Consider the following 24,271-nt stretch of genomic DNA (forward strand, 5'->3'; position numbering starts at 1 on the left):
CTTAAATATCCTCCTCTTCCTCAGTTACTGCAACAGATGGTTTTAATACTTTGAGTATTTCTAATTTGTAATAAAGCAATGCAAAGATTAATGAAATAACCGCTGATGATACAAGATTCAGTTTTAATGAAGCCGCCAATGTAAAACCAACAAAGAATGGAATAAAGTCAGTCGCCGTTTCAACGATCTGTTTTAATAAGATAGCAATTCCGACACATGGAAGTAATGCTCCCACTGTAAATAATGTTTTCATGGCAATACCATCCATAGGTAATGCTGTTTTTAATGCTGTAACAGCATCTGCTCCTAATTTACACATAATAAGTGTAGGAATAAATGAGAATAGAAAATGTGATATCCAAGGAAGGACATAATCTACTAAATAAACTTTTCTAAAATCTCCTTTTTCAACAGAATTCCATCCAATATGCTGCCAGGCTAGATTTAAAGTAGCTGTTCCATAAAATAAGACTGTACCTACAGTTCCTACTAATGTTCCCATAGAAGTCGCTAATCCTGCCGCTGCTGCTGTATTAGCATCCAACCCTTGAGATTTAATAGCAACCATTGCCAGAGGAATACCAATATAAGAGATTGCACGTACATCTGCTGATACTGTTCCTCCCGGAGTTACCAAAGCAATATATACTACCTGCATTGCTACACCACATAAAATACCTGCTTTTAAATCACCTAATATAAGACCACATACTAAACCTCCTACTAAAGGACGTCCTAGTGTATAGTTACCAATAGATGTACCGCCCATACCCGGCATTGATGCTAATGAAGCAAATAAGCCAAGCAAACCGGCCTGTAACCAGCTAATTGTCATAATATTTTCCTCCTCTAATAACCAAACTTACTTTTAAAATCATCCCATGTCCCTATTGAGATATCGGGAATTAATGAAAACTTAATAGCGTATCCGGACTGAGATATTGCCTCTAAAGCATCCGCTTCCTCTTGTGTAATCGACTGATTATTCCCCAGCTTTACTGCTCCCGGACGATCATTACAAGGACCAACAATAACTGTTTTGACTTGATCAGGAATGAATTTCATATCTACTAAAATCTCTTTCATATCTATCGGATTCTTAGTAATTAAAAAATACTGATCCTTACTATTTATAACTTTTTCCTGAACATCTTTAAAATGCTGTTTTGTCCAGACAAAAGTCTTTTTTTCAGAAGCACTCTTATATGCCTGACTTAATACCTGATTGTTTGCTGCTGCATCATTGACAGCAATCAAACCGGTACACGGAAACTCTTTAGACCATCTTGTAACCGTCTGTCCATGAATCATACGATCATCAATTCTTACAAATGAAATTGCCATTATCCACCATCTCCCCTTTAAATATCATCTTCATTTGTTTCATTTACAACATTAAATTCCTGTATCCCACTAACAGATTCCTGAATAACACCAGATACAAAAGCATCTCCTTCAAGAACATCTTTTGTAATAGCTGCTGTTAATGCCATTGGCAGATTCATTCCGCCAATCACTCTTGTCCCTTCCAGTCTGCTTAGATCAGATAATACATTTAAGGCAGATGTTAATGGTGAACCGCCAATAATATCAGCTAAAAGCACTAAGGTATCTTCAGGATTTAAGACACTTATTGCCTGTTTAAATGTTTCTGCAAAATCATCAGCTGACTGTCCATTTTTCAAGCCTAAAGCAATCACCTGATCGATCTTATCTGATGCAAACATACTTAATGATGTTTTAAGACCTTCAGCAAAATCGCCATGACTCACCAGGACTAAATATTTCATATGCATCCTCCCCCTTTCTGTTATTTAAATACTAACAAACCCAACTTTTTAATCTAAGTATTAAAAGTCATAATATTCAGATGATAAATGTTATAAAAATTAAAAAATCAGATGACATTTATCATCTGATTAAAGATTATTTGTAATAATACGCTGAATCTCTGATAATTCCAGTTCTAAACTATTATCATCTAAAGATTTAGTAATATAGTAGTCTGCTTTTCTCATGAGTTCATCATATTTTTTAAATTTAGGTTCATTTTTGGTATTGTTCATAATAGTATTAATAGTCTTAATATCTAAAGATTTCTCTTCAAAAGCTGATCTTTTAAGAAAAGATTTTGTTTGAGGAGAATTCATTACACTTTTTAATACTGATACACCTTGTGATGTTTCAAACAAATTCTGCTGAATATCATTATCAGAAGACATAAGCTTTAAAAATTCCCATGCTTCTTTTTTATAAGATGAATTACTTGATATTGCAACCAATGATGTTTTAAGTAATCCTTTGTTATGATTATTTGAAGGCATAGGAATACAGTCCCATGAAAACTTAGAGTATTTAGAAACACGATATGGATAAGGCTTATATGTTCGATATTCAGCTAAGCTCATAGGCATAAAAGCAACATGACCTTTGTCAAAATCATCTGATGTAACATTATACTGCTTAGAAAGTGATTTAATCTTAGAATACATTGTAAGTGCATATTTCACTTTCTGACTGTTAAAAAACGCCTGTGTTCCTCCGGAATCAAATAACTCCGCTCCATAGGCAGAAACAGCCTGCTGCCAGCTATAGCCGCATAGACCATACTGATCAATAATACCATCATTATTAGTATCCTTTGTCATTTTCTGACAGATCTTATAAAAATCATCCATATTCCATGAAGATGAAATTTGAATATTCTCCTTCTTTAATAAATCCTTATTGACACACATCATAACCGGATTACTTTCAAAAGGTAAAGCATATTGGATTGAATCATACGTTCCTGATTCCCAGGATGTATCAAAATAATTTCTTCTATTAATACCATAGTCTGTTTTTAAATAATTGTCTAAGTTTTCTAATGCTTTTGTACTAGATAGAAGATTAAAGTCTCCCTCCGGAATAATAAAGACATCCGGGGAATATCCTGAAATAATTTTTTCTGAAAGCCATCTAGAATAATCAGACTTAGTAATGCCCCCTTCATAACTAACTTTAACATGAGGATATTTCTGCTCATATTTCTTAATAATTTCTTGAATAATATGATAGCTATTTCCTTCCGGAACATTCCAGGAAGAACCTACATAAAAACCTACTCTGATTGTTTTCTTTCTGCCGGGATCAAAATACATCAGACCTGCAATAAAAAAAACTGTACATAGACAAGCTATCATCAATTTATTTTTCATATGCTTAATCATTTTTAAAGCTCCTTGCAGTTACACCTGTTTGTACTGCCCAGATGGCAAGTTGTGTACGATCTCTTAAATTAAGTTTAGAAAGAATACCTGATAAATAATTTCTTACTGTTCCCTCAGATAAATAAAGATGAGCTGCTATTTCTTTATTAGAATGACCAAAACTAATCTGCTGAATAATTTTCCATTCATTTTCCGAAAGATCCTTAATACTCTCTTCATCTACCTGAATAGTAAAATCACTTTGTGCCATTTGAGAGAATAGCTTAAATACCTTAGTAGCAATATCAGGATTTACCATTGCCCCACCATTATAGACATTTAAAATAGCCTGATAAAGTTCATTCATTGAAGCTCCTTTAAGAAGATAACCGGATGCTCCATATTTTAAAGCACTGAATACAAATTCATCATCATCAAAAGTTGTTAGTATAATAATTTTAATCTGAGAATATTTTTCTTTAATTGTTTTAGTACAGACAACACCATCCATTTTAGGCATACGAATATCCATCAATATAACATCCGGCTTTTCTTTTTCCAGCTGTTCTAAAACTTCAAAACCATTGCCGGCACTGCCTATAACTTCAATATTCTCATAAGCAGCCAAAACAATTTCTAATGACTGTCTTATTAATGCCTGATCATCAGCAATCAGTATTTTAATCATCTTTATCTTCTCCTTTCATTTTAGGAATTTCTACCATGGTTCTAAAACCATTCATATTATAAAAAGATACTTTACCTCCTATAATTGCTAATCTCTCTTTCATTTGTGTAAGACCAAAACCATCTTGTATCTCAGCACAGCCAATACCATCATCCTGAATAGTAATATAATATAGATCATCTGTATTAAACATCTGTATTTCAATTTTTTTAGCATGACCATGTCTTAAAGAATTAGTAATAGATTCCTGAATAACTCTAAATATAATATCTTCTTTAGTGATTTCTAAATCAACACGATCCCATTCATAATATAATTCAATATCCAACTTAGAAAGATTTTTATATTCCTCAATCATCTTATTTAAAGCATCTTTTAAGGTTCTTTCTTCTAATGCTCCCGGTCTTAATTTATTTAATGATCTTCTCACATCACCAATTCCTTCTCTGACTACTTGACTAACTAGCTGAAGCTGATGCTTAGCACGTTCATGATCAATATCAAATAATACCAAAACAGCATCTACACCGGCGGCTATCCCGGTAAGGGCATGACCGAGAGTATCATGTATTTCTCTTGCAATTCTTTTTCTTTCTCTATCTTCAGCAATCTTTTCTGTTAAAGCAACATAATTTTTTAATTCCGCATTAACTTGTGAAGCCATAGCTAACTCTTCTTCAATATGCTGCTTTTCTTCTAATGAATTTAATAAGTAAATAACCAGAAAAGCAATGAATAAGACAATATTCAGAGAATCAATAAAATATCTGATAAATAAAAGAAATAATCTGATATTTTGAGGAAGAAAAGCAATATAAACATCTAATGACGGCATTTTTAAGACAATAGAGACCAGTTGATAATTAGCAATCAACTGCATTCCAAATCCGATTGCAACATAAGCAAGCCAGTATTTATTATCACTGGCAGTATAGAAGATATCCATAAATACAAATAATATAATACCGCTATAACAGTCATACATGATAAAAAGCATCCAAATCGCAAGTACCAGTTCAGCAAATGTCAGATAACTATATAGTCTGCTTTCTCGATTCGCAATAACCCCTTTCCCAATCATAATAATCATTAATAAAGCAAATAGACTCATTGAACCTAGATACATTCTAATTGGTGAGGAAGGAACAGCACTTAAATTTTCCAGAAGAGAATGAGCTCTTTGAGAAGCAAGAATATATTTTGTACAGAATAAAAATAGTGATGTATTGTATATAACGGCTGCAAAGTTTAAAACCATCAAGCATTTTCTGACAAATTCCAGTCTTTTTCTGCTATAAGTGATATTCATTACTGCCACCCTGAAATATCATAATCATTAATCATTTTTCTTGTAATAAGTGATACCGGAACAATAATCTGACGACTGACTTTCTTGGAAGCTAGTAACTTATAAATACTTTCAATAGCTTTTTGTCCCATTGTTAGCGGTGACTGAGCAGCTGTTGCCTGAACATAGCTTGTTTCCTTTAGTAATCTTTTAACATCAGGTGATCCATCTACTCCATAGACATAGACCTTGTGATGAAGATTATTATTCTCTAAAGAAGCTAGGGCTCCTAATGCACTAGGGTCATTTAATGCCATAATAACATTAAAAGAAATCCCTTTTTTAATCACTTCCTGAACTTTAGGCATTGCCAACTCTGTCTGCCCTAAACAATCTGCTCTAGCCGCTATATGATAGTTTTTATTTCCTTTAATAGTATCTTCAAATCCCCTGATTCTATCCACTGCTGAATAGGCTGATCGATGTTCTAAAAGAAGAATGTGTGCAGATTTCACCTCTTTCATCATATCTTTAGCACATAACACACCCGCATCATAATTATTAGATAAAATGGTTGTATCAGGACTGTCATTCTTATACAGCTGTGAATCTACTATAACAATCTTAATATGTTTCTTTTTAGCATAATCAACAGCCGCATTTATCTGTTTATCATTTCCATCTACCGGATTAATAATCAATCCATCAATCCCTTCATCAACTAATTTTCTGATCTGCTTAGCCTGTCTGGCAGAATCTAAAGCAGGGTCCCTGGTATAAAGAATATCGCTATTCTCACTGACTTTCTTTACCACCTGCTCATTAAGAGCTGTATAAAATGAATTATTCATAGTCATATAAGTAGCACCGATCTTGTATTGTTTAGAAAATACCGGAAGATATCTATAACAACCAAATATAATGCTTACAATAATAAAACTTAAGATACTCCAGAATATTATTGTATATTTTTTTATATTCATTTAATTCCCCTCCTAATCCCTCTTCATAATATCACATAATTAATATGACAATTGTCATTAATCATAAATAATTGTCATATTTCTTATTTGATTTATTGATATATTCAATAAATCAAATACAATAAATGAAAAGGAGATTGACTATGGAAACAATTGTTTTTAGTGATATTGATGGCACTTTATTAAATGATCATCATCAGATTACCCCACTTACTATGCAAGCTCTTCACACTCTTAAAATCAAGAATATTCCTTTTGTGATTGTATCTGCCAGAAGTCCTTCCGGCATTTATCCGATTATTGAAAAGAATAATATTTATTGTGATATTATTTGTTATAGCGGAGGGCTGATTCTTGATCATAATAGAACTATTATTTATAATCAAGGCTTTTCAAAGGATTATGCCTCTCAAATTATTACTTATCTTGAAAATAATAAAATGGATTGTACATGGAATATTTATTCATTGGATCAATGGATTGTTAAAGATAAAAATGATCCTAGAGTCAAACATGAAGAAAGAATTGTTGAAGCATTGAGTACTCAAGGATCTCTTGAAAATATTCAAAATGATGTAAATAAGATTCTTTTAATGTGTAATCCTAAGAGTATTCTTTCTATTCAAAGCAAGCTTCAAGATCTGTTTGATAATGTAACTATTTCACAATCTTCTGATATTCTTCTTGAAATCAATGCTAAAGGTGTTAATAAAGCCTATGCTATCAAAAAACTATGTGAAATAAAACAGATAGATATTAAAAAGTCTATTGCTTTTGGAGATCAGTTTAATGATGAAGAAATGCTTAAATGCGCAGGATATCCTTTTTTAATGGATAATGCTCCCGATGAGCTAAAAAAGATTATTAAAAATCATACTCAAAGCAATAATGAAGATGGTATTTATTATGCTTTAAAAAAACTCAATATTATTTAAAAGGTAATCCTTTGTAGTACCCCTCTCCGGTTATTCAACCGGAGAGTTCACTTCATCTGAGATTACTTTTTTATTCCTGATAATCTAAAGCCAAACGATCTTTAGTAACTGTTTTAATATAAGAAACAGCTTCTAAATGATAAGGATCTGAAGCATATCTTTTTAAGTCTTCTTCATCATCAAATAAAGTGCTTAATACAACATCCCTATCACTTGTATAACAAGAATTGAGATAAACCGTTATCTCTTTAAGATAATCAATCTTATCCTTAAGTCCTTCTAAATCTTTTTTAATCTTTAATCCCGCATCTTTATCAATTAAATTCCATGCTACAATATGTCTGATCATACAGTCTCCTTTACTTTATATATATTAAGCTTGCCATCATCACAGATAAATTCTCCTGATCCATCTTCATTAATAAGAATATCATGATTGCCATCAGTAAATAATTGTCCGCTATATTGCTTGCCTGCATACATGATCTTAGTTCCGCCTGCGGCATTGGTCATAATAACTACAAAGCCATCATTATTTTCACCCTCATAGCTCCAACCAATAAGATCAGGATGATCAAAATAATCATGTCTTTCTCCTGCCATATGGTCTCTTCTTAATGCAAGCATCTCATCAATAATTGGACTTATTGATTCAATCTGACTATAAGGTATGCCATAATAGTCTCCATAGAATATACATGGGTATCCTTCATCTCTTAATAATATTAATGCATAAGCCTATGGCTTAAACCAGCTTTTAACAAATGATTCCAATCCCTGAGAAGGCTGAGTATCATGATTATCTACAAAAGTAACTGCATGGTTGCTTTTGCAGCTGACTAAAGTATGATCAAAAATAGTACGCATATCAAATGATCCATTTGTTGATGAAGCATTATAAAGATTATAATGAAGAGGGACATCAAAGAGGGATAATGATTCATCCACTTCATCTAAATAATGAAGCAGATGATTAATATCACCATGCCAGTATTCACCTACTGCAAATAACTCTTTTCCTGTCTGTTTTCTTAAATAAGAAAGCCAGTCTTTAAAGAAATAAGCAGAGATATGTTTAACCGCATCTAATCTAAAACCATCATTATGACAAGTATTTAAGTACCATAGTCCCCACTCTTTACATTCTTCAATCACTTTATCAACACTAAAATCTAAATCCGCACCCATTAGATAATCAAAATTTTCATTCTCATCATCTACTTCATGATTCCATTCTTTATTCTCAAATAAAAAATTACTATGCCTATCATTTAATCCATCATAATCTGTTCCATTAAAGCATTCCCAGTTCCAATGAAAAGTGGAATACTTATCATGACGTTTCGGAAATGTATAAACGGTATAAGCTTCAATTGTTTCTAAATCTGAAATAATTTGTTCTCGCAAAACAGGATTCACTTCATAAGCCTGTACTTTTTCACTGCTGTCAGCCCCCATCTTATGATTAAGAACTATATCACTATAAACATTTAATCCCGCCTGATGACATGCTTCAATACATTCTAAATATTCTTTTTTTGTTCCATATTTTGTTTCAATAGAGCCTTTAGAAGGAAACTCTCCTAAATCATAAACATCATAAACTCCATATCCAACCTCCTGATTGCCTCTTATGCCTTTATAGGCGGGAGGCATCCATACTGCTGTTATCCCTTTATCTGATAATTTTTTTGCTTCTTTTTTCAGAATATTCCATAGATGTGGTTGATTATTTAAATACCACTCAAAATACTGTATCATCACTTTATGTTTCATTCTATTCATTCTCCCCAAATAATAATAAATCACTTTCCAGTAATTCATTAATATAGCCGGTCACATCTAAATCAAGATATGATAAACCGTCTAAGCTCCCTGATTCTCTAATAACTTCATGATCAGTGATTATTTCTATTGACCATAATCCATGATATGGCTTCATCGGTATTAATAAAGTATCTGTAATTGCCTGATAAATAATCGTTTTAATAGCTTCTATTTTTATCTTATCAGAAGTGATAAGATAATCATTGCAATATATAGCATCTGATAAGATAATCTCCTCTTTTCTTGAATGATGCTCACTTATTAGTATAATCTTATTAATCATGAGTTATCCTCCTCATGTATTCTAACATAATTTCTTCTGTAAAAAAAAGGATAAGAAATCTTACCCTAAAAAAATACCATATAATAATACAATAACACCTAAAGCTATACGATAGTAGCCGAAGATTTTAAAATCATGTTTTTTAATATAATCCATTAAGAACCTGATAATCATAAGACTTGTCAAAAACGCTACGAGCATTCCTGTCAATAAAACAACAATCTCGCTCATTGAAAAAGCAAATCCAAATTTAACAATTTTTAAGAGGCTGGCACCGAACATTACAGGAATAGCTAAAAAGAATGTAAATTCAGCTGCCGTGGTTCTTGAAACACCTAACATTAAAGAACCAACAATTGTAGATCCGGAACGAGATGTTCCCGGAAATATTGCAGCAATAAGCTGGAAGAATCCTATTTCTAAAGCTGTTTTCCCATTTAACTGTTTTAATGATTTGACTCTTGGTTTATGATCTTCATTTTTATTTTCAACAATAATAAAAGCTATCCCAAATACTATTAGAGCAATAGCTACACACCAGTAGTTATAGAACCATTTTTCAAATAATTCATCAAAAGCTAAGCCAATGACCGCTGCCGGCAGACAAGCTAAAATAATTTTGAGCCATAAATCAATAATCGGCATTTTAACATACTTTTTAATGCCTTTTTGTGTTTCATCAGACTTTTGAAATGGCCATATCTTGTCCCAGAAAATAACCACAACTGCCAGGATAGCTCCTAATTGAATAACAACTTCATACATACTATAAAATTTAGCTGAAGTTACTGTCTCTAGACTAATAAACTTATTTAATAAAATCATATGTCCTGTTGAGCTGATAGGCAGCCATTCGGTAATGCCTTCAACAATTCCAAATAAAATAGATATTAATATTTTAATCATATAATTATACTCCCATCTTTCATATAATAGCAATTCCCTCATCCATTTTCAATTATTTTAGATAATTGAATATCTTCTAAATAGGCATTTAAGCTCATTTGACCTGCCAATATAAGTTCCGGCTTTCTGTTTTTTAATGTTAAAGACATTCTCTGATACATATTATCTCTATAATCAATATGTTGTTCTTCTAAAATCTGAGTTAATGCACTCACCTGCGATAATAGTGATATATAAGCATTATATAAATCATCTTTATCTACCTCGGGACATTTAAAATTCATAGTTATATCTTTATAAAAATTATCCATGTGAGATTCCTTTCTTTAAGAATTTCTGAAATTCATGATAAAGATTTTCATTATCTAAATTAATAATAACTGCCAAACTATAGTCCTTATTTTCATTAAGCCATTTAGAAATAGTAATGAGACATAAAGCCATCGCCTGATGTAAATTAAAAGTATTAAGAAAAGGAATCGCAAGAGAATGAATATTGTTATGCTTAGCAATTTCTAAAGCATTTATATAACTGTCACCAATTAAAAACTCTTCTTTATCAGAGAGAAGAATCTGAATATCCTGATTATTTATCATTGCTTCTCCTTCATTCAGTCTATCACTCTGATCAATAATAAAGACCCTTGACTGTACTTCTAAATCTTCTATAGCACCTACATTAAAGAATATACGGCTGTTAGGTACTTTAGGCTTAATAATCATTTCTATTAAAGAAAGAGGAAGATAAAGTGAGTCCTGATAAGGATCAATGACTACACCATTTGTATATTTCATACAAGCCTCTAATATATTTCTCAAAGAAACTTCTAAAAAAGAAGATTTCATTTGCTGATAAGCACTTTCTTTATCTAAAAACAAAGGATAAGCCTGCATATCCTGATAAACGAATGTCTTTATTTTTAAAGATGTCTGATCCTTCGTTTTAATAATATCACCCTGATTAACTGAATCATCAATCATATGATCCGGTAGTTCTACAGGCACTAAATAATAAGTATCTAAATGATGTTTTAAACAATCTAATACCACTAACATATTATCTTGTGTTGTTTCTTTTTTAAACTGTTTAATAGCTTCTTTTAATTCCATAAGATCTCCTTTATTTACGATGTTTTAAATAAGCTTTTAAAGCTATAGAAAGGATCGAAGGAAGACTGTTTTTTAAATAGTTTCCTATTTTTTTAGCTTTTATATTCGTTAGTATATCTGTTATATGTTCATCTTTTAATCCATACATAGCCCATAAAGCAAGATTCTTTTCTTTCATATAGGTATTTACATCTTTACCAATAGATCCTGTTGTATGATTATAACAGACAATAAGATAAGTATAGGGATAACTATTTGTCTGAATATTAAGATTTTTAAAGAACAGTTCAATATCATTAGAAAAAGTAACTTTCTCAACAGGAATAATAAACCCTAAATGATTCTCTTCATAAAACTGAAATTTTTGATTATTTAAACATTCTCTAATATCTATAATTTCTTGATTAAAATACTCTTTTAGTTTAAAAGCTGTTTGTCTGCAATGATTATTTTCTGCATCATAAAATATCATAATAAATCTCTTTTCATAAATTCTTTAAGTTCATCCATATGTTTCTGCATCACATTACGCCCTGTTTGATAAACTCTTTCTAATTCTTTAGGATCATGTTCAATAGGGCCTATATTCAATGATTCTTCCGGCTGGATAATAAAAGCCTTGCCAGCTTCTTTTTGACTTTGAACATATTCTACTTGTCTATTATAACGGATATGCCTATTTTCTAATAGACTAATTAATTCAGGTTGCTTTTTTAGAAACATTTTCATAATATTCATATGTTCATAAGGCTCTTTATGATAGTCCCGAGGCTGTGTTAATACGACAATATTTTTGTTGTAGCCAATAGATTCAAAATATTCTAAAGGAATAGAATCACTGATTCCTCCATCTAATAATTCCTTATCATCTACTTTAACAGGTCTTGCAAAAACAGGCATACTGGCAGATCCCTGAATATAAAGAAGATCTTTTCCAATGCCTTCCTTACATAAATGATAAAGAGGCTTTCCATCCACCTGTGTAGCTACACAATAGAAAGATGTTGGATTCTTTTTAAATGTATAGTGATCAAAAGGATCTAATTCCATGGGTACTTGATAATAACAAAATTGAGCATTATAAAGATTTCCTGTTCTGATTAATGAGCGATAGCTGCAATAACGCGGATCTTTCGCAAATCTCTTATTATAACGAATTGTACGCCCAATCTGTCTGGAAACAAAATTACAACCAAATGTTGCTCCGGCACTTACTCCTATAACACCATCTACTTCCGTTTGACTTTCCATCATAACATCTAATACCCCGGCAGTGAACATTCCTCTCATTGCACCGCCTTCCAAGACTAATCCCATCATAATCATTTCCTCCATTTATTTGGTATCATATCACAAGAAGTCCTATAGGACTTCTTGTGTAAGTTTTTCCTGATATTGTGATGTATAAAGCCTATAATAATAGCCTTTATTTTTTAACAATTCCTGATGCTTTCCGGATTCAATAATCTTCCCATCCTTAACTGCCAAAATAATATCTGCATTGACTACTGTTGATAAACGATGAGCAATCACAAAAGATGTACGACCTTTAATAACTTTACTAATCGCATTTTGAATAGCCTGTTCAGTAACTGTATCTACAGAAGCTGTAGCTTCATCCAGCACCAATATAGTAGGATTCGCAAGAATAGCTCTCGCAAAAGAAAGAAGTTGCTTCTCTCCCGTAGATAAGAGTTCTCCTCCTTCTCCTACTTCTGCATCTAAACCATTACCCATTTTCTCTACACACCGGGATGCACTGACTAATTCTAATGCTTGATAAATTTGCTGATCAGACGCATCCGGCAAGCCATATTTTAAATTATCTCTAATTGTTCCGGAAAATAAATGAGGTGTCTGTAAAACATAGCCAATATGAGAATGAAGCCATCCCTGTGAACGCTCTCTAACATCTCTGCCATCAATAAGAATTTGTCCTTTGATTGGCTCATAGAAGCGACAGACAAGATTAACCAATGTTGACTTGCCTGCTCCTGTTTCTCCTACAATCGCAACATGAGTCCCATAAGGCACTTTAAGATTAAAGTGTTCAAGAATCATCTCTTGCCTATCCGGATAACGAAATGAAACATCTTTGAATTCTATATCTCCTTTAATATCTTCCCAGTTTTCTTGATGAGGATTAAAAATATCACCATATTTCTTAATTACTTCTTCACTATCTATAACATCACTCTTTGTGTCTATTAATGATGTAAATCGTTCAATATTCGCCTGAGTTTGAATCAATGATGAGAAAACTTCAATAATATATTGAATAGGTTCTATCATACCTAAAGCATAGGACATAAAAACTGATAAAGTCCCTATTTTCATAAGATTCTCTTTAGTAAGAAGTCCTCCCTGCCATAAGACAACAGCTAAAGCAATAGACGACATAATCGTGATTGTCGCCGTAAAAAGAGCTGAATAATGAGTTGCATGAATACTTGTCTTACGCATTTCTAAAGTATCTTCTTCAAAATCATCCTGAATAGTTTTTTCAGCCACTAATGTCTTAATTGTCTTTGCTCCCATAATACCCTCATTAAAATTGCCCGATATTCTTGAATTGATCTCCCTTATCTTTCTATTTAAAGCAATCAAATGCTTCTGAAGAAACATAATTAATAAAACAGAAGCAGGAATGAGCATAAATAAGTAAAAAGCTAATCTGATATTAATAATCATCATTACAATAAAGACAGATAAGATATAAGCAAAATTCCAAACAAAATCCATTAATCGCCATGAAACTACCGTTCCTATACGATCTGTATCACTCATTACTCTTGCATGAATATAGCCTATATTATTGGTATTAAAATATGAAAAAGATAATTTCTGTAAATGACTAAAAGATATATTCTTTAAATCTCTGCCTACATCCAATTCCAATTTTGCACAAAGATAACTCGAAACATAATTAATAATAACCTGTATCACTAATAAAAAGATATACAGAATAGTAAAATAAGTAATTGTATCCAATGTCTTTAAGCCGATAAAATGGTCTAAAGCGTAACGATTAAATAAAGGATAAACACTATCTAAAACAGACGATAATATCCCCAATATAATCATTTCTATCATTGCCTTATAATATTTTCTGAGGTAAACAAGAATAGCCGGTATACCAAAATATGGATGTTTATTCATAATGTCCCTCCTGTATATTACAGATTTGCTGATAAATTCCATTTTCTTTAGATAATTGCTTATGATTTCCCATCTGTTTAATAACACCATGATTTAAAACAATAATCTGATCAGCATTCTTTAAAGTAGAGATTCGATGACTAATAAGAATAACCGTTGCATTATCCATCTTTGTTTCTAATGCTTCCCTAATCTTTTTATCTGTTTCACTATCAATTGCAGATAAAGAATCATCAAAGATCATAATAGGAGATTCTCTAATAATCATTTGAGCAATAGCAGCTCTTTGTTTCTGGCCGCCTGATAATGTAACTCCTCTTTCACCTACAAATGTATGATAACCTTGATAAAAGTGATGAACAGCTTCATCTAAATAGGCAATACGAGAAACTCTTCTTACATCTTCAGTACTTGCTTCCCTCTTAGCAATACGTATATTTTCTTCAATTGTACGTGAAAATAAATAAGGTTCCTGTAAAACCATTCCGATATTCTCTCTCAAATAACTTCGATCAATTGCGGATAGATCATATCCACCTATTGTGATAGAACCTTGAGAAGGCAAATAAAGAGCATCCAATAAATACATTAATGTAGATTTACCGCTCCCTGTCCCTCCTAGTATTCCCACAGTAGATCCTTTTTTAATTGTAAAATTAATATCCTTTAAGACATAAGGAAGATCAGGAGCATATTTAAAATAAACATGATGAAATGAGATATCCTCAAATAATGAAGGCTTAATAGGATGAAGCTGAGCGCTTTCTAGAGGTGAATTCATAATAGAAAGAATACGCTCAATAGAAACACCTGCCCGGCTCATTTCTGAAATAACACGTCCCAGTCTTCTTACCGGCCATACCAGCATCGCATTATAAGAAATAAAAGCAATGTAACTGCCGGCAGTTAAAGAGCCCTTAATCACAAAAACAGCACCTAATATAACAACAGTCATGACCTGTAAACCTGAAATACCATCACCCATTGCCCAGAAAGCTGACAAGATAACTGATAGTTTCATATATGCATTGGTATAGATATCATTCTGCTTTTCAAATCGTTCTTTCTCATATTTTTCTCTGCCAAAAGCGCGAACAACACGAACCCCTGTCAGATTCTCCTGAGTAATAGAGGATAGCTTTCCTTCCTGCTGATCAGCAATTTCAAAAGTTTTCCTAATCTTATTATGGAAAAATAATGAATACAACACAATCACAGGAACAAAGACTCCTGCCGCCGCCGTCAGCAAAAAAGAAATCTGAGTCATAAAATAAAGAGACAAGATAAGCATAACAATAATTCTAAACATACCTGTCAGCTGTTCAGAAAGAAATCGTTTTATTGTTTCTACATCACTTGTACATCTTTGAATAATATCTCCTGTGCTATTTTTACTATACCAGCTAAAAGGTAAATGCTGGATATGAAAGAATAATTTATTCCTCGTATTCTCAGTAAATCTTTCTGCACCAATAGAATTTGTCAGATTAAATAGATATCTGAATAATGCACCTATTAAGGCAATAAAGATAATTATCAAGGCAAGCATATAAAAATGAGACTTAAAGTAACTTACTGATATAAATGACATAGAAGAAGGCTTATTTCCAATAATAGAATCAACGATAAAACCAATAATCTTAGGATTAATCAAATCAAATAAAGAAGCAAGTGATACAAATATTACTGCCGCTATAAAATATCTTTTACTACCTTTAATAAAATTCATAATTAGTGATACTTTATTTTTAAACCCCATAATCTTCTCCTCATTTATTTCATAATATTATCATAGACATTCTGATTTGTCTTAAAATGTACATAAAAAGAAAAAGGCTTTAAAAGCCCTTATGAACATGATGATAAGCTTTATATCTTTTTACTGTTAAAATATTATTTTCACTCGGAAAATAAACCGGATTAGCAGATCTATTTTTAAATAAATCTATAATATCTAAAGCATCTGTTACTATCTCATCCAGTTCCATTCTGCCATACATCCGAGGAGGAATAAGGTAAAATGGAACCGTAGAATTATGATTTTTTAAGAATATTTCTAAAGATATTCTGAGATGTGGACAGCACAAAATAACATCATAGTTATCCATCTTTTCTTCAATTAAAGAAAAACTCTGAAAATCTATCTGATAATAGTCTTCCAAATGCTTATTCTTTATTTCTTTCTGCATTCTAACAGAGAGATAACTGGAAGAAAAACCTCCCCCGCAACAAATAAGCATTCGTATCATTTTTCATTCACTACCTGAAAAATATAAAATTTCAAATAAGATGATTCATCTGCTGACCATAATATAGGATGATCCGGTGACTGCTGCCTAAATTCCACCTGTCTTAAACGTTTATTAATACTCTTTGAAGCCTGGTAAATAGCTTTCTTAAAACTTTCATTATCCATGAAATGAGAACATGTACATGTTACCAGATATCCTCCATCTCTTACCAACTTTAATCCTTCTCGATTTATCTCACGATATCCTTTCATAGCATTTTTAATGGAATTCTTTGATTTAGTAAATGCCGGAGGATCCAAAATAACCACATCAAAGCTTTTCTTTGCATTAATTAGTTCAGGAAGATAATCAAAAACATCGTGAACTTCAAATTTTACCTTATCTTCTAAATGATTAAGCTTAGCATTCTTATTTGCTAGAGAAACCGCAAGATCACTGGCATCTATTCCTAATACACTCTTCGCTCCTGCCGCTCCGGCATTTAAAGCAAAAGTACCTATATAAGTAAAACAATCAAGTACATCGCTATCTTTTACTATTGAATGAATAGAAAGTCTATTATATTTCTGATCTAAAAAGAACCCTGTTTTCTGTCCATTTTCCACATCAACAATATAAGAAATACCATTCTCTTTAATCTTTACCTTGGTATCAAAGCTTTCACCAATAAATCCTTTTATTCTTTCTAATCCTTCTTTAGTACGTTCCTTGGCATCACTACGTTCATAAACACCTCTGATTTTTATTCCATCTTCTAATAAAACATCTTTTAATAAAGCTGTTAATTTAAGCTTTAGTGCTTCCATTCCTAATGTAAGCGACTGAATAGATAATACATCTTCAAACTTATCAGCAACAAATCCAGGCAAAAAGTCTGCTTCACCAAAAATAATACGACAGCTTGATATATCTACGGTTTTCTTACGATATTCCCATGCTTTCCGAATTCTCATTTTTAAGAAATCATCATCTATTTTCTGATCCTTATTTCTCGTTAAAAGGCGTATTCTAATCTTTGAATTCTGGTTAATATATCCTTTACCAATATATCGATGATCATAATCTTCTACATCTACTATACTGCCATTTATAAATCTTCCTGAAATATTCTCTATCTCATTATTATAAATCCATAATCCTCCATTCTTCACGCTATGACCTTCATTCTTCTTTAATGTTACTAGACTCATCCTGTTACCTCATTTCTTCACGATTATACACTATTTCTTTCTAAAGAAAAAGAATTATCAATTACTGATAATTCCTTTCATCATAAATTTCAGGTTCACTGCTATCAGTAAATTCTTCAGGAACATAAATAATAGGAGGATTCAGTTTCGATTCATGAAGCTCTGTCTGTAGTTCGGTTATCTTATCTAAATAAGACAGACTTAAAATATCTTTTTCTTCTTTAGATAATTTTTTAGGTCTCTTTCTCTGTGATAACTGACTTATATAAACACTTGACTGATTAGCTTCACTTAAATCTGAATAATCTAAAAGAACTGCAAAATTATGAACAGACACATGTAAAGTATAAATCATCACAGAATATGTTCCTCCTGTCTGATCATACTTTGTAAATACAAAACCATCAAATCCTGTCTAAAAGAAGCATTATGATTAAATCTTTCAACATTCACTTTCTTTTGTTTTTACTTAATTATCACTATAGTCCGGTCTAGTAACTCATAAAGCAACGATACTTAATAATACTATTATCTTATCAGTTGAAATCAATAAGGTAAATGTTTAAAATGATTGATATGAAAGGAATTGTTAAAATGGAAAGAAAAACTTTATGGGAAAACTATAATGATGCTGATATTAAAGAAATGAATAAAATATCAGAGCGTTATAAAGAATGTCTTGATCTAGGAAAGACAGAAAGAGAATGTGCTTCTCTTATTATTAAGATGGCTGAGGAAAATGGCTATATTAATTTAGATGAAGCCATCAAAGAAAATAAGCGGCTGTCTGCAGGTGATAAGATCTATGCCTGTTATAACGGAAAGACAGTTGCTTTATATCATTTAGGTGAAGATGATATTGAAAAGGGAATGAATATATTAGGTGCTCATATTGATTCTCCCCGTATTGATGTGAAACAGAATCCCCTTTATGAAAAAGAAGGGTTTGCTTATCTAGATACTCACTATTATGGAGGAATTAAAAAATATCAATGGGTTACAATCCCTCTTTCAATGCATGGTGTATTTGTTAAAAAAGATGGAACAGTTATCAATATAAGCATTGGTGAAGAAGATAATGATCCTGTATTCACTATTACTGATCTGCTTATTCATCTATCTGCTTCACAGCTACAAAAGAAAGCTTCTGAAGTTATTGAAGGCGAGAATCTTGATTTGTTGGTCGGTTCTATTTTATTAAAGGATGAAGAAAAGGATCCTATTAAAGCTAATATTTTAAAGCTATTGAAAGAAAAATATGATATTGAAGAAGACGATTTCTTATCTGCTGAATTAGAACTCGTTCCTGCTTCAAAAGCAAGAGATCTAGGGTTCGATAAAAGCATGATTCTAGGATATGGTCAGGATGATCGTATCTGTGCTTTCACTTCTTTATTTGCGATGCTGGAAAGCAATAATCTTAAAAGAACCGGATGTACTCTATTAGTAGATAAAGAAGAAATAGGAAGTGTCGGTGCCAGCGGTATGCATTCACGTTTCTTTGAGAATACAACAGCTGAAATTTTAAATCTTATGGGCTATACAAAAGATATCTCCGTTCGTCGCTGCCTTGCCCACTCAACTATGTTATCAAGTGATGTCAGTGCCGGCTATGATCCCTTATATGCGAATGCCTTTGAAATTAAAAATGCTGCTTTCTTAGGCAAAGGGCTTGTTTTCAATAAATTTACAGGAGCCAGAGGTAAATCAGGAAGCAATGATGCGAATGCTGAGTATATGGCTAAAGTAAGAAATGTAATGGACTCTCATAAGATTGCTTTCCAGACAGCTGAATTAGGAAAAGTTGATATTGGTGGAGGAGGCACTATTGCCTATATTACTGCAAATTATGGCATGGAAGTCATTGATGCAGGTCTGGCAGTGCTATGTATGCATTCACCTTGTGAAGTATCAAGTAAAGCTGATATTTATGAAGCTGTTAAAGGCTATAAAGCATTCTTAAAAGATATGTATTAAAAAACAGGTGTTTGTACCTGTTTTTTTACTATATTAAATAATATAGAACCAATTTTGATCATCATCCAGATCCTTCTTTCCTGAACGAATATTCAATTCTTGCGTCTTAATAGACACCTTTGATTGTGAATCTATGGATTGTGTAATAAAAGCATTTGAACCTATTGTTGAGCCTTCTCCTATTACTGTTTCACCACCTAGAATAGAAGCGCCCGAATAAATAGTCACATTATCACAGATTGTAGGATGACGTTTGACATTCTTTAACTTCTGCCCTCCTCTTGTAGAAAGAGCACCTAAAGTAACTCCCTGATATACTTTTACATTGTCTCCAATAATTGTTGTTTCGCCAATCACGATGCCGGTTCCATGATCAATAAAGAAATACTTTCCCAATACTGCTCCGGGATGAATATCAATACCTGTCAAAGAATGAGCATGTTCTGTCATAATACGAGGTAATATTGGTATAGTAAGTGTATAAAGGACATGAGCTAAACGATTAACTGTAATCGCATATAATCCCGGATAAGCTAAAATAATTTCATTTTTATTAAAAGCTGCGGGATCACCATCAAAAGCTGCTTCAACATCTGTTTCTGTATATTTTCTGATATTAGGAAGCTGTTTAAAAAATTCAATACTTAATTTTTCTGCTTTTTCATCAATACATCTTTGCTCACATTCCTGATATTCAGGAAGTTGTCTAATTGCTATGGCAATCTGTTTTGTCATTGTATACATAACATCTTCCAAAATAACTGTCAGCTGTGAAGATAAATTATAAAATTTATATTTACGATCATTAAAAAATCCGGGAAAAATAATCTGAATGAGTTTATCAATCATATTAATAATAATATCTGTATCAGGCTGATCAAAAAAATCAGCTGTATTAATAATTGAATCACTTTTATGATAGTCATCTAAAATCAGATTAACTATGTCATTAATTTTATTATCCATGTAAATCCCCTCTTAGCCAGTATATAAAAAAAGAAAGAAAGCTTCAAATCTTTTGTTTATTAATAATTTCACTTAATATCTTAGGCATACTTCTTGGTCCCCTGACCGCCTTAACACCATAGTTCTTTATAAATGAGAATGAATAATCTCCTTTTTTATATTTCTTAATTATATCAATATATATTCCCATATGATGGGATTCCAAAGCATTTTCTACATGATCTTCTATAACTAAACATTGATACATAATACATGAATAAGGAGCACTTAAATAAATATAGAGAATATCTCCCTTTTGAATACCTTTAGACTGTTTCCACACTGCTCTTTTATGGGCATCCAAATACTCTTCTACATCAAAGAATGACGAGTTAGCCGGTATAATCCATTCTTTAATTTCCTCTCTATGAGAATCCGTTAAGCGATAAGACTGATCAATCAGCTGATAAATCAGTTGATTAGAAATACTTCCATCAAGAATAATAGAAATCCATGATTTCTTATTCATATGATAAGCTTCGTAAAGACCTGCTTTAAGCAATTCATCTTTATCTAATGGATTAATCTTAATATTTAATACCTCACACAATCCTGTTTTTTGAATAAATTTAGAATAATCAACTGACATAATAATACCAAACCACTTATGATCTTCATGACGAAAGACAGCGTTTTTATCATCATCCCATAAGAAATCAGGTTCTCTATGATATTTATCCTTAATATACTCTTCTATTTCTCTAGATTGGTTAAAAATAAAATGTGTCTTCTTAAAACAATGAAAGGCAATGTCATCTAATAATTTTATATATGCTTCTCTAACTTTTAAAGCATAGACTCCCGGATGATTCTGATGAATCAGAATATATTCATCCTCAGAAAATAAATCAATAACCTTTCCATAAACCTTACCCTTTTTGATCAATATTTCTGCTTTAAATTCATTATTCATAATATTCTTTTCATAAGAATAAATACCCTTATCTAAAGAAAATCCATATTTGATTAATCGATCTGTAATAGGAACTAATCTTAAAAACAGTTCTTCTTCAACTCGCATATTTAACTCCTTAAAAGCAGAGAATTTTCAGGCATAGCCCAAAAATTCTCAACAATCTCATTTTTTCTTTGCATCCAGTGCTTCCTTTAATACTTTTTCTGCATTAAACTGTGTGAAATCATCATCACTAATCAGTAAGACCGGTGTCTCTCCATCAGCCAGATCTTCAAACTTAGAAAGTGAGCTTTTTAACTGTGGTGTTACCAGCACAATATCTGCCTGATTAATAGAATATTCAACAGCTGTTTCTGCCGCTGCCCACACTAAGACTTCCAGTCCTTTCTTTGATGCTTCATCTTTTAAGGCGGCCGCAAACATATTAGAAGTCACACCTGCTTTACAGCACAACAATATTCTCATATCCCATATCCTCCTGTTATTACTATTATTCTAACATGTTTATTGTTTGAATACTTCTTTTTCTTGCTTATTTTTTAAAATTTTATATTATTGTAGATAAAAAGGAGATTTGTATGAATTTTTATAATCCACAAGTTAAAATGATGTTTGACTTATATCATGAACTTAATACCGGTGAATGTAATGATAACCTGGATGGCTTTAAAAAAAGATTAGGTGCTAACGGTATAAAAGTTATAAATATTATTATCGATTATTTGAATGAGTTGGAACATCTTGATTATACCTATCAGACTATTGATTATTTGGAAAATGATCTTAAGATTCTATTTAATAAACAATCAAAGAAATATATTCTTTCTAAAAATGCTGATTTGTTAAAAAAGACAATAGCTGCTTATTTTATGATTATGGCTTTAAATAATCATTCTAAACAACTGATAATCAAAAAGACTGATCATAATCTTTCCTGGGCTTTACACTATTCCTGTTTAATTGATAATCATGATTTCTTAACACTTATTCATGGATATAAACAACAGGATAACTCTCTAGTCTTTGATTTAACTGCTTTAAATAAAGCCTATTATTCTATTACTCAGGTATCTTTAAACTATGACTTTCTAACCCTTAAACAACCATTATAAATCCAGTTTTAAATCACCATCTTTTATCAGATGGTATTTTTTAAATATTCTAGCAATTATATATGTAATGACTGCCGGAAGAACAATACTAATGAGTAATAGTCCGATCCAGTCAAATATAGTAATCGCTTCTTTTGCTCCCTTAGCAATATCATGTATCCAGCCGGTATAAACACCAATAGGTCCTACCATACCACAAGTCCCCATTCCACTGGAAACAGCAGCACCATTCATTTTAAGCTTAAATAAACATGTTGCAAGGGGACCTGTAATTGCTGAAGCGATAATAGGAGGAAGCCAAATAATCGGCTTTTTAACAATATTTCCCATTTGAAGCATAGAGGTTCCAATCCCTTGAGCAAACAATCCTCCCCATTTATTCTCTTTAAAACTCATAACCGCAAAACCAATCATTTGAGCGCAACAGCCGGCTAAAGCTGCTCCACCAGCCAGTCCGGTTAAAGATAAGGCTGCACAGATAGCGGCTGAACTGATTGGCAATGTCAGTGCTATACCGACAATAACAGACACTATAATACCCATTAAAAATGGCTGAAGCTCAGTAGCCCACATAATTGCTGTTCCTACTGAAGCTGCTGCCTTTCCAATAAAAGTGGCACAAGATAAGCTTAATAGAACGCCTACAGAAATAGTAACAGCCGGAGTTACTATAATATCAATTTTTGTTTCTTTAGATACAAGCTTACCGCATTCAGTCGCTAAAATACTTACAAATAAAACTGCCAAAGGTCCTCCAGCATTTCCTAATGTATTTGCAGCCATTCCTATCGCAGTTAATGAAAATAAAACCAAGGCAGGTGCTTTTAAAGCATATCCTATAGAAATAGCCATTGCTGCTCCGGTAGCATTCATAGCATAACTTCCTATAGTTTTTAAAACAGGAATATTCAATTGTGTTCCTAAAGTGCTTATAATAGTACCTATCAGCAAGGAAGCAAACAAACCTTGTGCCATTGCTCCTAAAGCGTCTATTCCATAACGTTTCAATGATATTTCAATATTCTTTTTCTTAAAAAAATTTCTCATAAAATTCTCCTTCTTATATGTCTTGACATATGTCATGAATATAACATATAAGAATTTAAAATACAATAAGCAAAAACTCTTTTAAAAGAAAATACCGAACATATCAAAAATGTTCGGTATTTTTCATTATCATGTTTAAGATTAAGCTTTAATTCTCTTTCTTGTGATAAGTGCTATTCCAAGAAGTGATCCCATCATCATGATCATCTGCATCATGATGTCTGAATGATCTCCCGTGTCCGGCTTCTTTGGCTTCTCATTAGGCTTATCTGGAGTCTTAGGCTTCTCCGGCTTATGCGTGTTCTTGATCTTAATATCCTTTGCATTGCTGCTGTCAATCTCACTCTCATAGCCCTTGACCTTATCCTCAGTAACCGTATACCTGATCTCCTTACCGTTCTC

General features: G+C 32.1%; 29 protein-coding genes. 3 read left to right on the forward strand and 26 right to left on the reverse strand.

Going from position 1 to position 24,271, the window contains the following annotated elements; genetic code table 11:
• Position 1: 1 nt before the first annotated feature.
• The 7 genes from HMPREF9943_RS08400 to HMPREF9943_RS08430 form a co-directional block, all read right to left on the reverse strand.
• Complete coding sequence (locus HMPREF9943_RS08400) at positions 2-835, reverse strand: PTS mannose/fructose/sorbose/N-acetylgalactosamine transporter subunit IIC (protein WP_004803942.1); 834 nt, start codon at positions 833-835, stop codon at positions 2-4.
• 14 nt (positions 836-849) lie between these two features.
• Positions 850-1,344, reverse strand: coding sequence for a PTS sugar transporter subunit IIB (locus HMPREF9943_RS08405; RefSeq protein ID WP_004803944.1), 495 nt, complete (start codon positions 1,342-1,344; stop codon positions 850-852).
• A gap of 17 nt (positions 1,345-1,361) precedes the next feature.
• Positions 1,362-1,790, reverse strand: a complete 429-nt coding sequence (locus HMPREF9943_RS08410) for a PTS sugar transporter subunit IIA (RefSeq protein ID WP_004803945.1) — start codon at positions 1,788-1,790, stop codon at positions 1,362-1,364.
• Between the two features lie 129 nt (positions 1,791-1,919).
• Complete coding sequence (locus tag HMPREF9943_RS08415) at positions 1,920-3,212, reverse strand: ABC transporter substrate-binding protein (RefSeq protein ID WP_004803947.1); 1,293 nt, start codon at positions 3,210-3,212, stop codon at positions 1,920-1,922.
• The gene (locus tag HMPREF9943_RS08420; RefSeq protein ID WP_004803948.1) at positions 3,205-3,879 is read right to left on the reverse strand and encodes a response regulator transcription factor; all 675 of its coding nucleotides are present in this window, start codon (positions 3,877-3,879) and stop codon (positions 3,205-3,207) included. Before HMPREF9943_RS08420 ends, HMPREF9943_RS08415 begins: the two co-directional genes overlap by 8 nt.
• A complete protein-coding gene (locus HMPREF9943_RS08425) occupies positions 3,872-5,188 on the reverse strand; it encodes a sensor histidine kinase (RefSeq protein ID WP_004803949.1) in 1,317 nt (438 codons plus the stop codon). Before HMPREF9943_RS08425 ends, HMPREF9943_RS08420 begins: the two co-directional genes overlap by 8 nt.
• Positions 5,188-6,150: a sugar ABC transporter substrate-binding protein gene (locus HMPREF9943_RS08430; protein ID WP_004803951.1), complete on the reverse strand. Its 963-nt coding sequence runs from the start codon at positions 6,148-6,150 to the stop codon at positions 5,188-5,190. Before HMPREF9943_RS08430 ends, HMPREF9943_RS08425 begins: the two co-directional genes overlap by 1 nt.
• 143 nt (positions 6,151-6,293) lie before the next feature.
• Between HMPREF9943_RS08430 and HMPREF9943_RS08435 the strand changes: the two genes are divergently transcribed.
• The gene (locus tag HMPREF9943_RS08435) at positions 6,294-7,085 is read left to right on the forward strand and encodes a Cof-type HAD-IIB family hydrolase (RefSeq protein ID WP_004803953.1); all 792 of its coding nucleotides are present in this window, start codon (positions 6,294-6,296) and stop codon (positions 7,083-7,085) included.
• Between the two features lie 70 nt (positions 7,086-7,155).
• On the opposite strand, the gene HMPREF9943_RS08440 is transcribed toward HMPREF9943_RS08435, so the two are convergent.
• From HMPREF9943_RS08440 to HMPREF9943_RS08500, 14 genes are all read right to left on the reverse strand, one after another.
• Complete coding sequence (locus HMPREF9943_RS08440) at positions 7,156-7,434, reverse strand: Dabb family protein (protein ID WP_004803955.1); 279 nt, start codon at positions 7,432-7,434, stop codon at positions 7,156-7,158.
• Positions 7,431-7,688 (reverse strand): hypothetical protein, encoded by a 258-nt coding sequence (locus HMPREF9943_RS10310; protein WP_004803957.1) that lies wholly within the window; start codon positions 7,686-7,688, stop codon positions 7,431-7,433. The genes HMPREF9943_RS08440 and HMPREF9943_RS10310 overlap by 4 nt, the downstream gene beginning before the upstream one ends.
• Before the next feature lie 135 nt (positions 7,689-7,823).
• Positions 7,824-8,861 carry an alpha-amylase gene (locus tag HMPREF9943_RS08445; protein ID WP_004803959.1) on the reverse strand — a complete coding sequence of 346 codons (1,038 nt, stop codon included), beginning with the start codon at positions 8,859-8,861 and terminating at the stop codon, positions 7,824-7,826.
• Between the two features lies 1 nt (position 8,862).
• Entirely contained in the window at positions 8,863-9,195 is a 333-nt protein-coding gene (locus tag HMPREF9943_RS08450; RefSeq protein ID WP_004803962.1) for a hypothetical protein, read from the reverse strand.
• Positions 9,196-9,255: 60 nt separating this feature from the next.
• A complete protein-coding gene (locus HMPREF9943_RS08455) occupies positions 9,256-10,101 on the reverse strand; it encodes an undecaprenyl-diphosphate phosphatase (RefSeq protein WP_004803963.1) in 846 nt (281 codons plus the stop codon).
• A gap of 38 nt (positions 10,102-10,139) precedes the next feature.
• A complete protein-coding gene (locus tag HMPREF9943_RS08460) occupies positions 10,140-10,412 on the reverse strand; it encodes a hypothetical protein (RefSeq protein ID WP_004803965.1) in 273 nt (90 codons plus the stop codon).
• Positions 10,405-11,211: a macro domain-containing protein gene (locus HMPREF9943_RS08465; protein ID WP_004803968.1), complete on the reverse strand. Its 807-nt coding sequence runs from the start codon at positions 11,209-11,211 to the stop codon at positions 10,405-10,407. Before HMPREF9943_RS08465 ends, HMPREF9943_RS08460 begins: the two co-directional genes overlap by 8 nt.
• Before the next feature lie 10 nt (positions 11,212-11,221).
• Positions 11,222-11,683, reverse strand: a complete 462-nt coding sequence (locus HMPREF9943_RS08470; RefSeq protein ID WP_004803971.1) for a hypothetical protein — start codon at positions 11,681-11,683, stop codon at positions 11,222-11,224.
• Positions 11,680-12,531, reverse strand: coding sequence for a patatin-like phospholipase family protein (locus HMPREF9943_RS08475; protein ID WP_004803974.1), 852 nt, complete (start codon positions 12,529-12,531; stop codon positions 11,680-11,682). Before HMPREF9943_RS08475 ends, HMPREF9943_RS08470 begins: the two co-directional genes overlap by 4 nt.
• A 42-nt stretch (positions 12,532-12,573) precedes the next feature.
• Positions 12,574-14,370, reverse strand: a complete 1,797-nt coding sequence (locus HMPREF9943_RS08480; protein ID WP_004803977.1) for an ABC transporter ATP-binding protein — start codon at positions 14,368-14,370, stop codon at positions 12,574-12,576.
• Positions 14,363-16,129 (reverse strand): ABC transporter ATP-binding protein, encoded by a 1,767-nt coding sequence (locus tag HMPREF9943_RS08485; RefSeq protein WP_004803978.1) that lies wholly within the window; start codon positions 16,127-16,129, stop codon positions 14,363-14,365. The genes HMPREF9943_RS08480 and HMPREF9943_RS08485 overlap by 8 nt, the downstream gene beginning before the upstream one ends.
• A 79-nt stretch (positions 16,130-16,208) precedes the next feature.
• Positions 16,209-16,619 carry a PTS sugar transporter subunit IIB gene (locus tag HMPREF9943_RS08490; protein WP_004803981.1) on the reverse strand — a complete coding sequence of 137 codons (411 nt, stop codon included), beginning with the start codon at positions 16,617-16,619 and terminating at the stop codon, positions 16,209-16,211.
• Positions 16,616-17,812: a class I SAM-dependent rRNA methyltransferase gene (locus HMPREF9943_RS08495; RefSeq protein ID WP_004803982.1), complete on the reverse strand. Its 1,197-nt coding sequence runs from the start codon at positions 17,810-17,812 to the stop codon at positions 16,616-16,618. Before HMPREF9943_RS08495 ends, HMPREF9943_RS08490 begins: the two co-directional genes overlap by 4 nt.
• A gap of 61 nt (positions 17,813-17,873) precedes the next feature.
• On the reverse strand, positions 17,874-18,170 hold the full coding sequence (locus HMPREF9943_RS08500) for a hypothetical protein (protein ID WP_004803984.1): 297 nt from the start codon (positions 18,168-18,170) through the stop codon (positions 17,874-17,876).
• 209 nt (positions 18,171-18,379) lie between these two features.
• Between HMPREF9943_RS08500 and HMPREF9943_RS08505 the strand changes: the two genes are divergently transcribed.
• Complete coding sequence (locus tag HMPREF9943_RS08505) at positions 18,380-19,789, forward strand: aminopeptidase (RefSeq protein ID WP_004803985.1); 1,410 nt, start codon at positions 18,380-18,382, stop codon at positions 19,787-19,789.
• A gap of 33 nt (positions 19,790-19,822) precedes the next feature.
• Here the strand turns inward: HMPREF9943_RS08505 and epsC are convergent, their stop codons facing one another.
• The 3 genes from epsC to HMPREF9943_RS08520 are packed head-to-tail and all read right to left on the reverse strand — an operon-like array spanning position 19,823 to position 22,175.
• The gene (gene epsC / locus HMPREF9943_RS08510) at positions 19,823-20,755 is read right to left on the reverse strand and encodes a serine O-acetyltransferase EpsC (protein ID WP_004803987.1); all 933 of its coding nucleotides are present in this window, start codon (positions 20,753-20,755) and stop codon (positions 19,823-19,825) included.
• A 43-nt stretch (positions 20,756-20,798) separates the two neighbouring features.
• The gene (locus HMPREF9943_RS08515; protein WP_004803990.1) at positions 20,799-21,815 is read right to left on the reverse strand and encodes an MmcQ/YjbR family DNA-binding protein; all 1,017 of its coding nucleotides are present in this window, start codon (positions 21,813-21,815) and stop codon (positions 20,799-20,801) included.
• A 57-nt stretch (positions 21,816-21,872) separates the two neighbouring features.
• Complete coding sequence (locus HMPREF9943_RS08520; protein WP_004803991.1) at positions 21,873-22,175, reverse strand: PTS sugar transporter subunit IIB; 303 nt, start codon at positions 22,173-22,175, stop codon at positions 21,873-21,875.
• A 113-nt stretch (positions 22,176-22,288) separates the two neighbouring features.
• Between HMPREF9943_RS08520 and HMPREF9943_RS08525 the strand changes: the two genes are divergently transcribed.
• Positions 22,289-22,822, forward strand: coding sequence for a hypothetical protein (locus tag HMPREF9943_RS08525; RefSeq protein ID WP_004803994.1), 534 nt, complete (start codon positions 22,289-22,291; stop codon positions 22,820-22,822).
• On the opposite strand, the gene HMPREF9943_RS08530 is transcribed toward HMPREF9943_RS08525, so the two are convergent.
• Positions 22,817-23,869, reverse strand: coding sequence for a PTS sugar transporter subunit IIC (locus HMPREF9943_RS08530; RefSeq protein WP_004803995.1), 1,053 nt, complete (start codon positions 23,867-23,869; stop codon positions 22,817-22,819). The two genes, HMPREF9943_RS08525 and HMPREF9943_RS08530, sit on opposite strands and share 6 nt — an antisense overlap.
• A 141-nt stretch (positions 23,870-24,010) precedes the next feature.
• Positions 24,011-24,271: Cna B-type domain-containing protein (locus tag HMPREF9943_RS08535; protein ID WP_004803997.1), on the reverse strand; the 261-nt coding region annotated here is incomplete at its 5' end.

Origin of the sequence: Eggerthia catenaformis OT 569 = DSM 20559, from assembly GCF_000340375.1 — a bacterium.
Lineage (GTDB): Bacteria > Bacillota_I > Bacilli_A > Erysipelotrichales > Coprobacillaceae > Eggerthia > Eggerthia catenaformis.

Bases quoted from the DNA above. Each gene is read 5' to 3' on its own strand.
- HMPREF9943_RS08405 (WP_004803944.1), bottom strand. From the start codon at position 1,344: ATGGCAATTTCATTTGTAAGAATTGATGATCGTATGATTCATGGACAG.
- HMPREF9943_RS08440 (WP_004803955.1), bottom strand. From the start codon at position 7,434: ATGATCAGACATATTGTAGCATGGAATTTAATTGATAAAGATGCGGGA.
- HMPREF9943_RS08455 (WP_004803963.1), bottom strand. From the start codon at position 10,101: ATGATTAAAATATTAATATCTATTTTATTTGGAATTGTTGAAGGCATT.
- HMPREF9943_RS08520 (WP_004803991.1), bottom strand. From the start codon at position 22,175: ATGAGAATATTGTTGTGCTGTAAAGCAGGTGTGACTTCTAATATGTTT.
- HMPREF9943_RS08420 (WP_004803948.1), bottom strand. From the start codon at position 3,879: ATGATTAAAATACTGATTGCTGATGATCAGGCATTAATAAGACAGTCA.
- HMPREF9943_RS08415 (WP_004803947.1), bottom strand. From the start codon at position 3,212: ATGATTAAGCATATGAAAAATAAATTGATGATAGCTTGTCTATGTACA.
- HMPREF9943_RS08425 (WP_004803949.1), bottom strand. From the start codon at position 5,188: ATGAATATCACTTATAGCAGAAAAAGACTGGAATTTGTCAGAAAATGC.
- HMPREF9943_RS08485 (WP_004803978.1), bottom strand. From the start codon at position 16,129: ATGGGGTTTAAAAATAAAGTATCACTAATTATGAATTTTATTAAAGGT.
- HMPREF9943_RS08445 (WP_004803959.1), bottom strand. From the start codon at position 8,861: ATGAAACATAAAGTGATGATACAGTATTTTGAGTGGTATTTAAATAAT.
- HMPREF9943_RS08495 (WP_004803982.1), bottom strand. From the start codon at position 17,812: ATGAGTCTAGTAACATTAAAGAAGAATGAAGGTCATAGCGTGAAGAAT.
- HMPREF9943_RS08475 (WP_004803974.1), bottom strand. From the start codon at position 12,531: ATGATGGGATTAGTCTTGGAAGGCGGTGCAATGAGAGGAATGTTCACT.
- HMPREF9943_RS08525 (WP_004803994.1), top strand. From the start codon at position 22,289: ATGAATTTTTATAATCCACAAGTTAAAATGATGTTTGACTTATATCAT.
- HMPREF9943_RS10310 (WP_004803957.1), bottom strand. From the start codon at position 7,688: ATGGCAGGAGAAAGACATGATTATTTTGATCATCCTGATCTTATTGGT.
- HMPREF9943_RS08465 (WP_004803968.1), bottom strand. From the start codon at position 11,211: ATGGAATTAAAAGAAGCTATTAAACAGTTTAAAAAAGAAACAACACAA.
- HMPREF9943_RS08490 (WP_004803981.1), bottom strand. From the start codon at position 16,619: ATGATACGAATGCTTATTTGTTGCGGGGGAGGTTTTTCTTCCAGTTAT.
- HMPREF9943_RS08470 (WP_004803971.1), bottom strand. From the start codon at position 11,683: ATGATATTTTATGATGCAGAAAATAATCATTGCAGACAAACAGCTTTT.
- HMPREF9943_RS08450 (WP_004803962.1), bottom strand. From the start codon at position 9,195: ATGATTAATAAGATTATACTAATAAGTGAGCATCATTCAAGAAAAGAG.
- HMPREF9943_RS08530 (WP_004803995.1), bottom strand. From the start codon at position 23,869: ATGAGAAATTTTTTTAAGAAAAAGAATATTGAAATATCATTGAAACGT.
- HMPREF9943_RS08430 (WP_004803951.1), bottom strand. From the start codon at position 6,150: ATGAATATAAAAAAATATACAATAATATTCTGGAGTATCTTAAGTTTT.
- HMPREF9943_RS08400 (WP_004803942.1), bottom strand. From the start codon at position 835: ATGACAATTAGCTGGTTACAGGCCGGTTTGCTTGGCTTATTTGCTTCA.
- HMPREF9943_RS08515 (WP_004803990.1), bottom strand. From the start codon at position 21,815: ATGCGAGTTGAAGAAGAACTGTTTTTAAGATTAGTTCCTATTACAGAT.
- HMPREF9943_RS08460 (WP_004803965.1), bottom strand. From the start codon at position 10,412: ATGGATAATTTTTATAAAGATATAACTATGAATTTTAAATGTCCCGAG.
- HMPREF9943_RS08435 (WP_004803953.1), top strand. From the start codon at position 6,294: ATGGAAACAATTGTTTTTAGTGATATTGATGGCACTTTATTAAATGAT.
- epsC (WP_004803987.1), bottom strand. From the start codon at position 20,755: ATGGATAATAAAATTAATGACATAGTTAATCTGATTTTAGATGACTAT.
- HMPREF9943_RS08480 (WP_004803977.1), bottom strand. From the start codon at position 14,370: ATGAATAAACATCCATATTTTGGTATACCGGCTATTCTTGTTTACCTC.
- HMPREF9943_RS08410 (WP_004803945.1), bottom strand. From the start codon at position 1,790: ATGAAATATTTAGTCCTGGTGAGTCATGGCGATTTTGCTGAAGGTCTT.
- HMPREF9943_RS08505 (WP_004803985.1), top strand. From the start codon at position 18,380: ATGATTGATATGAAAGGAATTGTTAAAATGGAAAGAAAAACTTTATGG.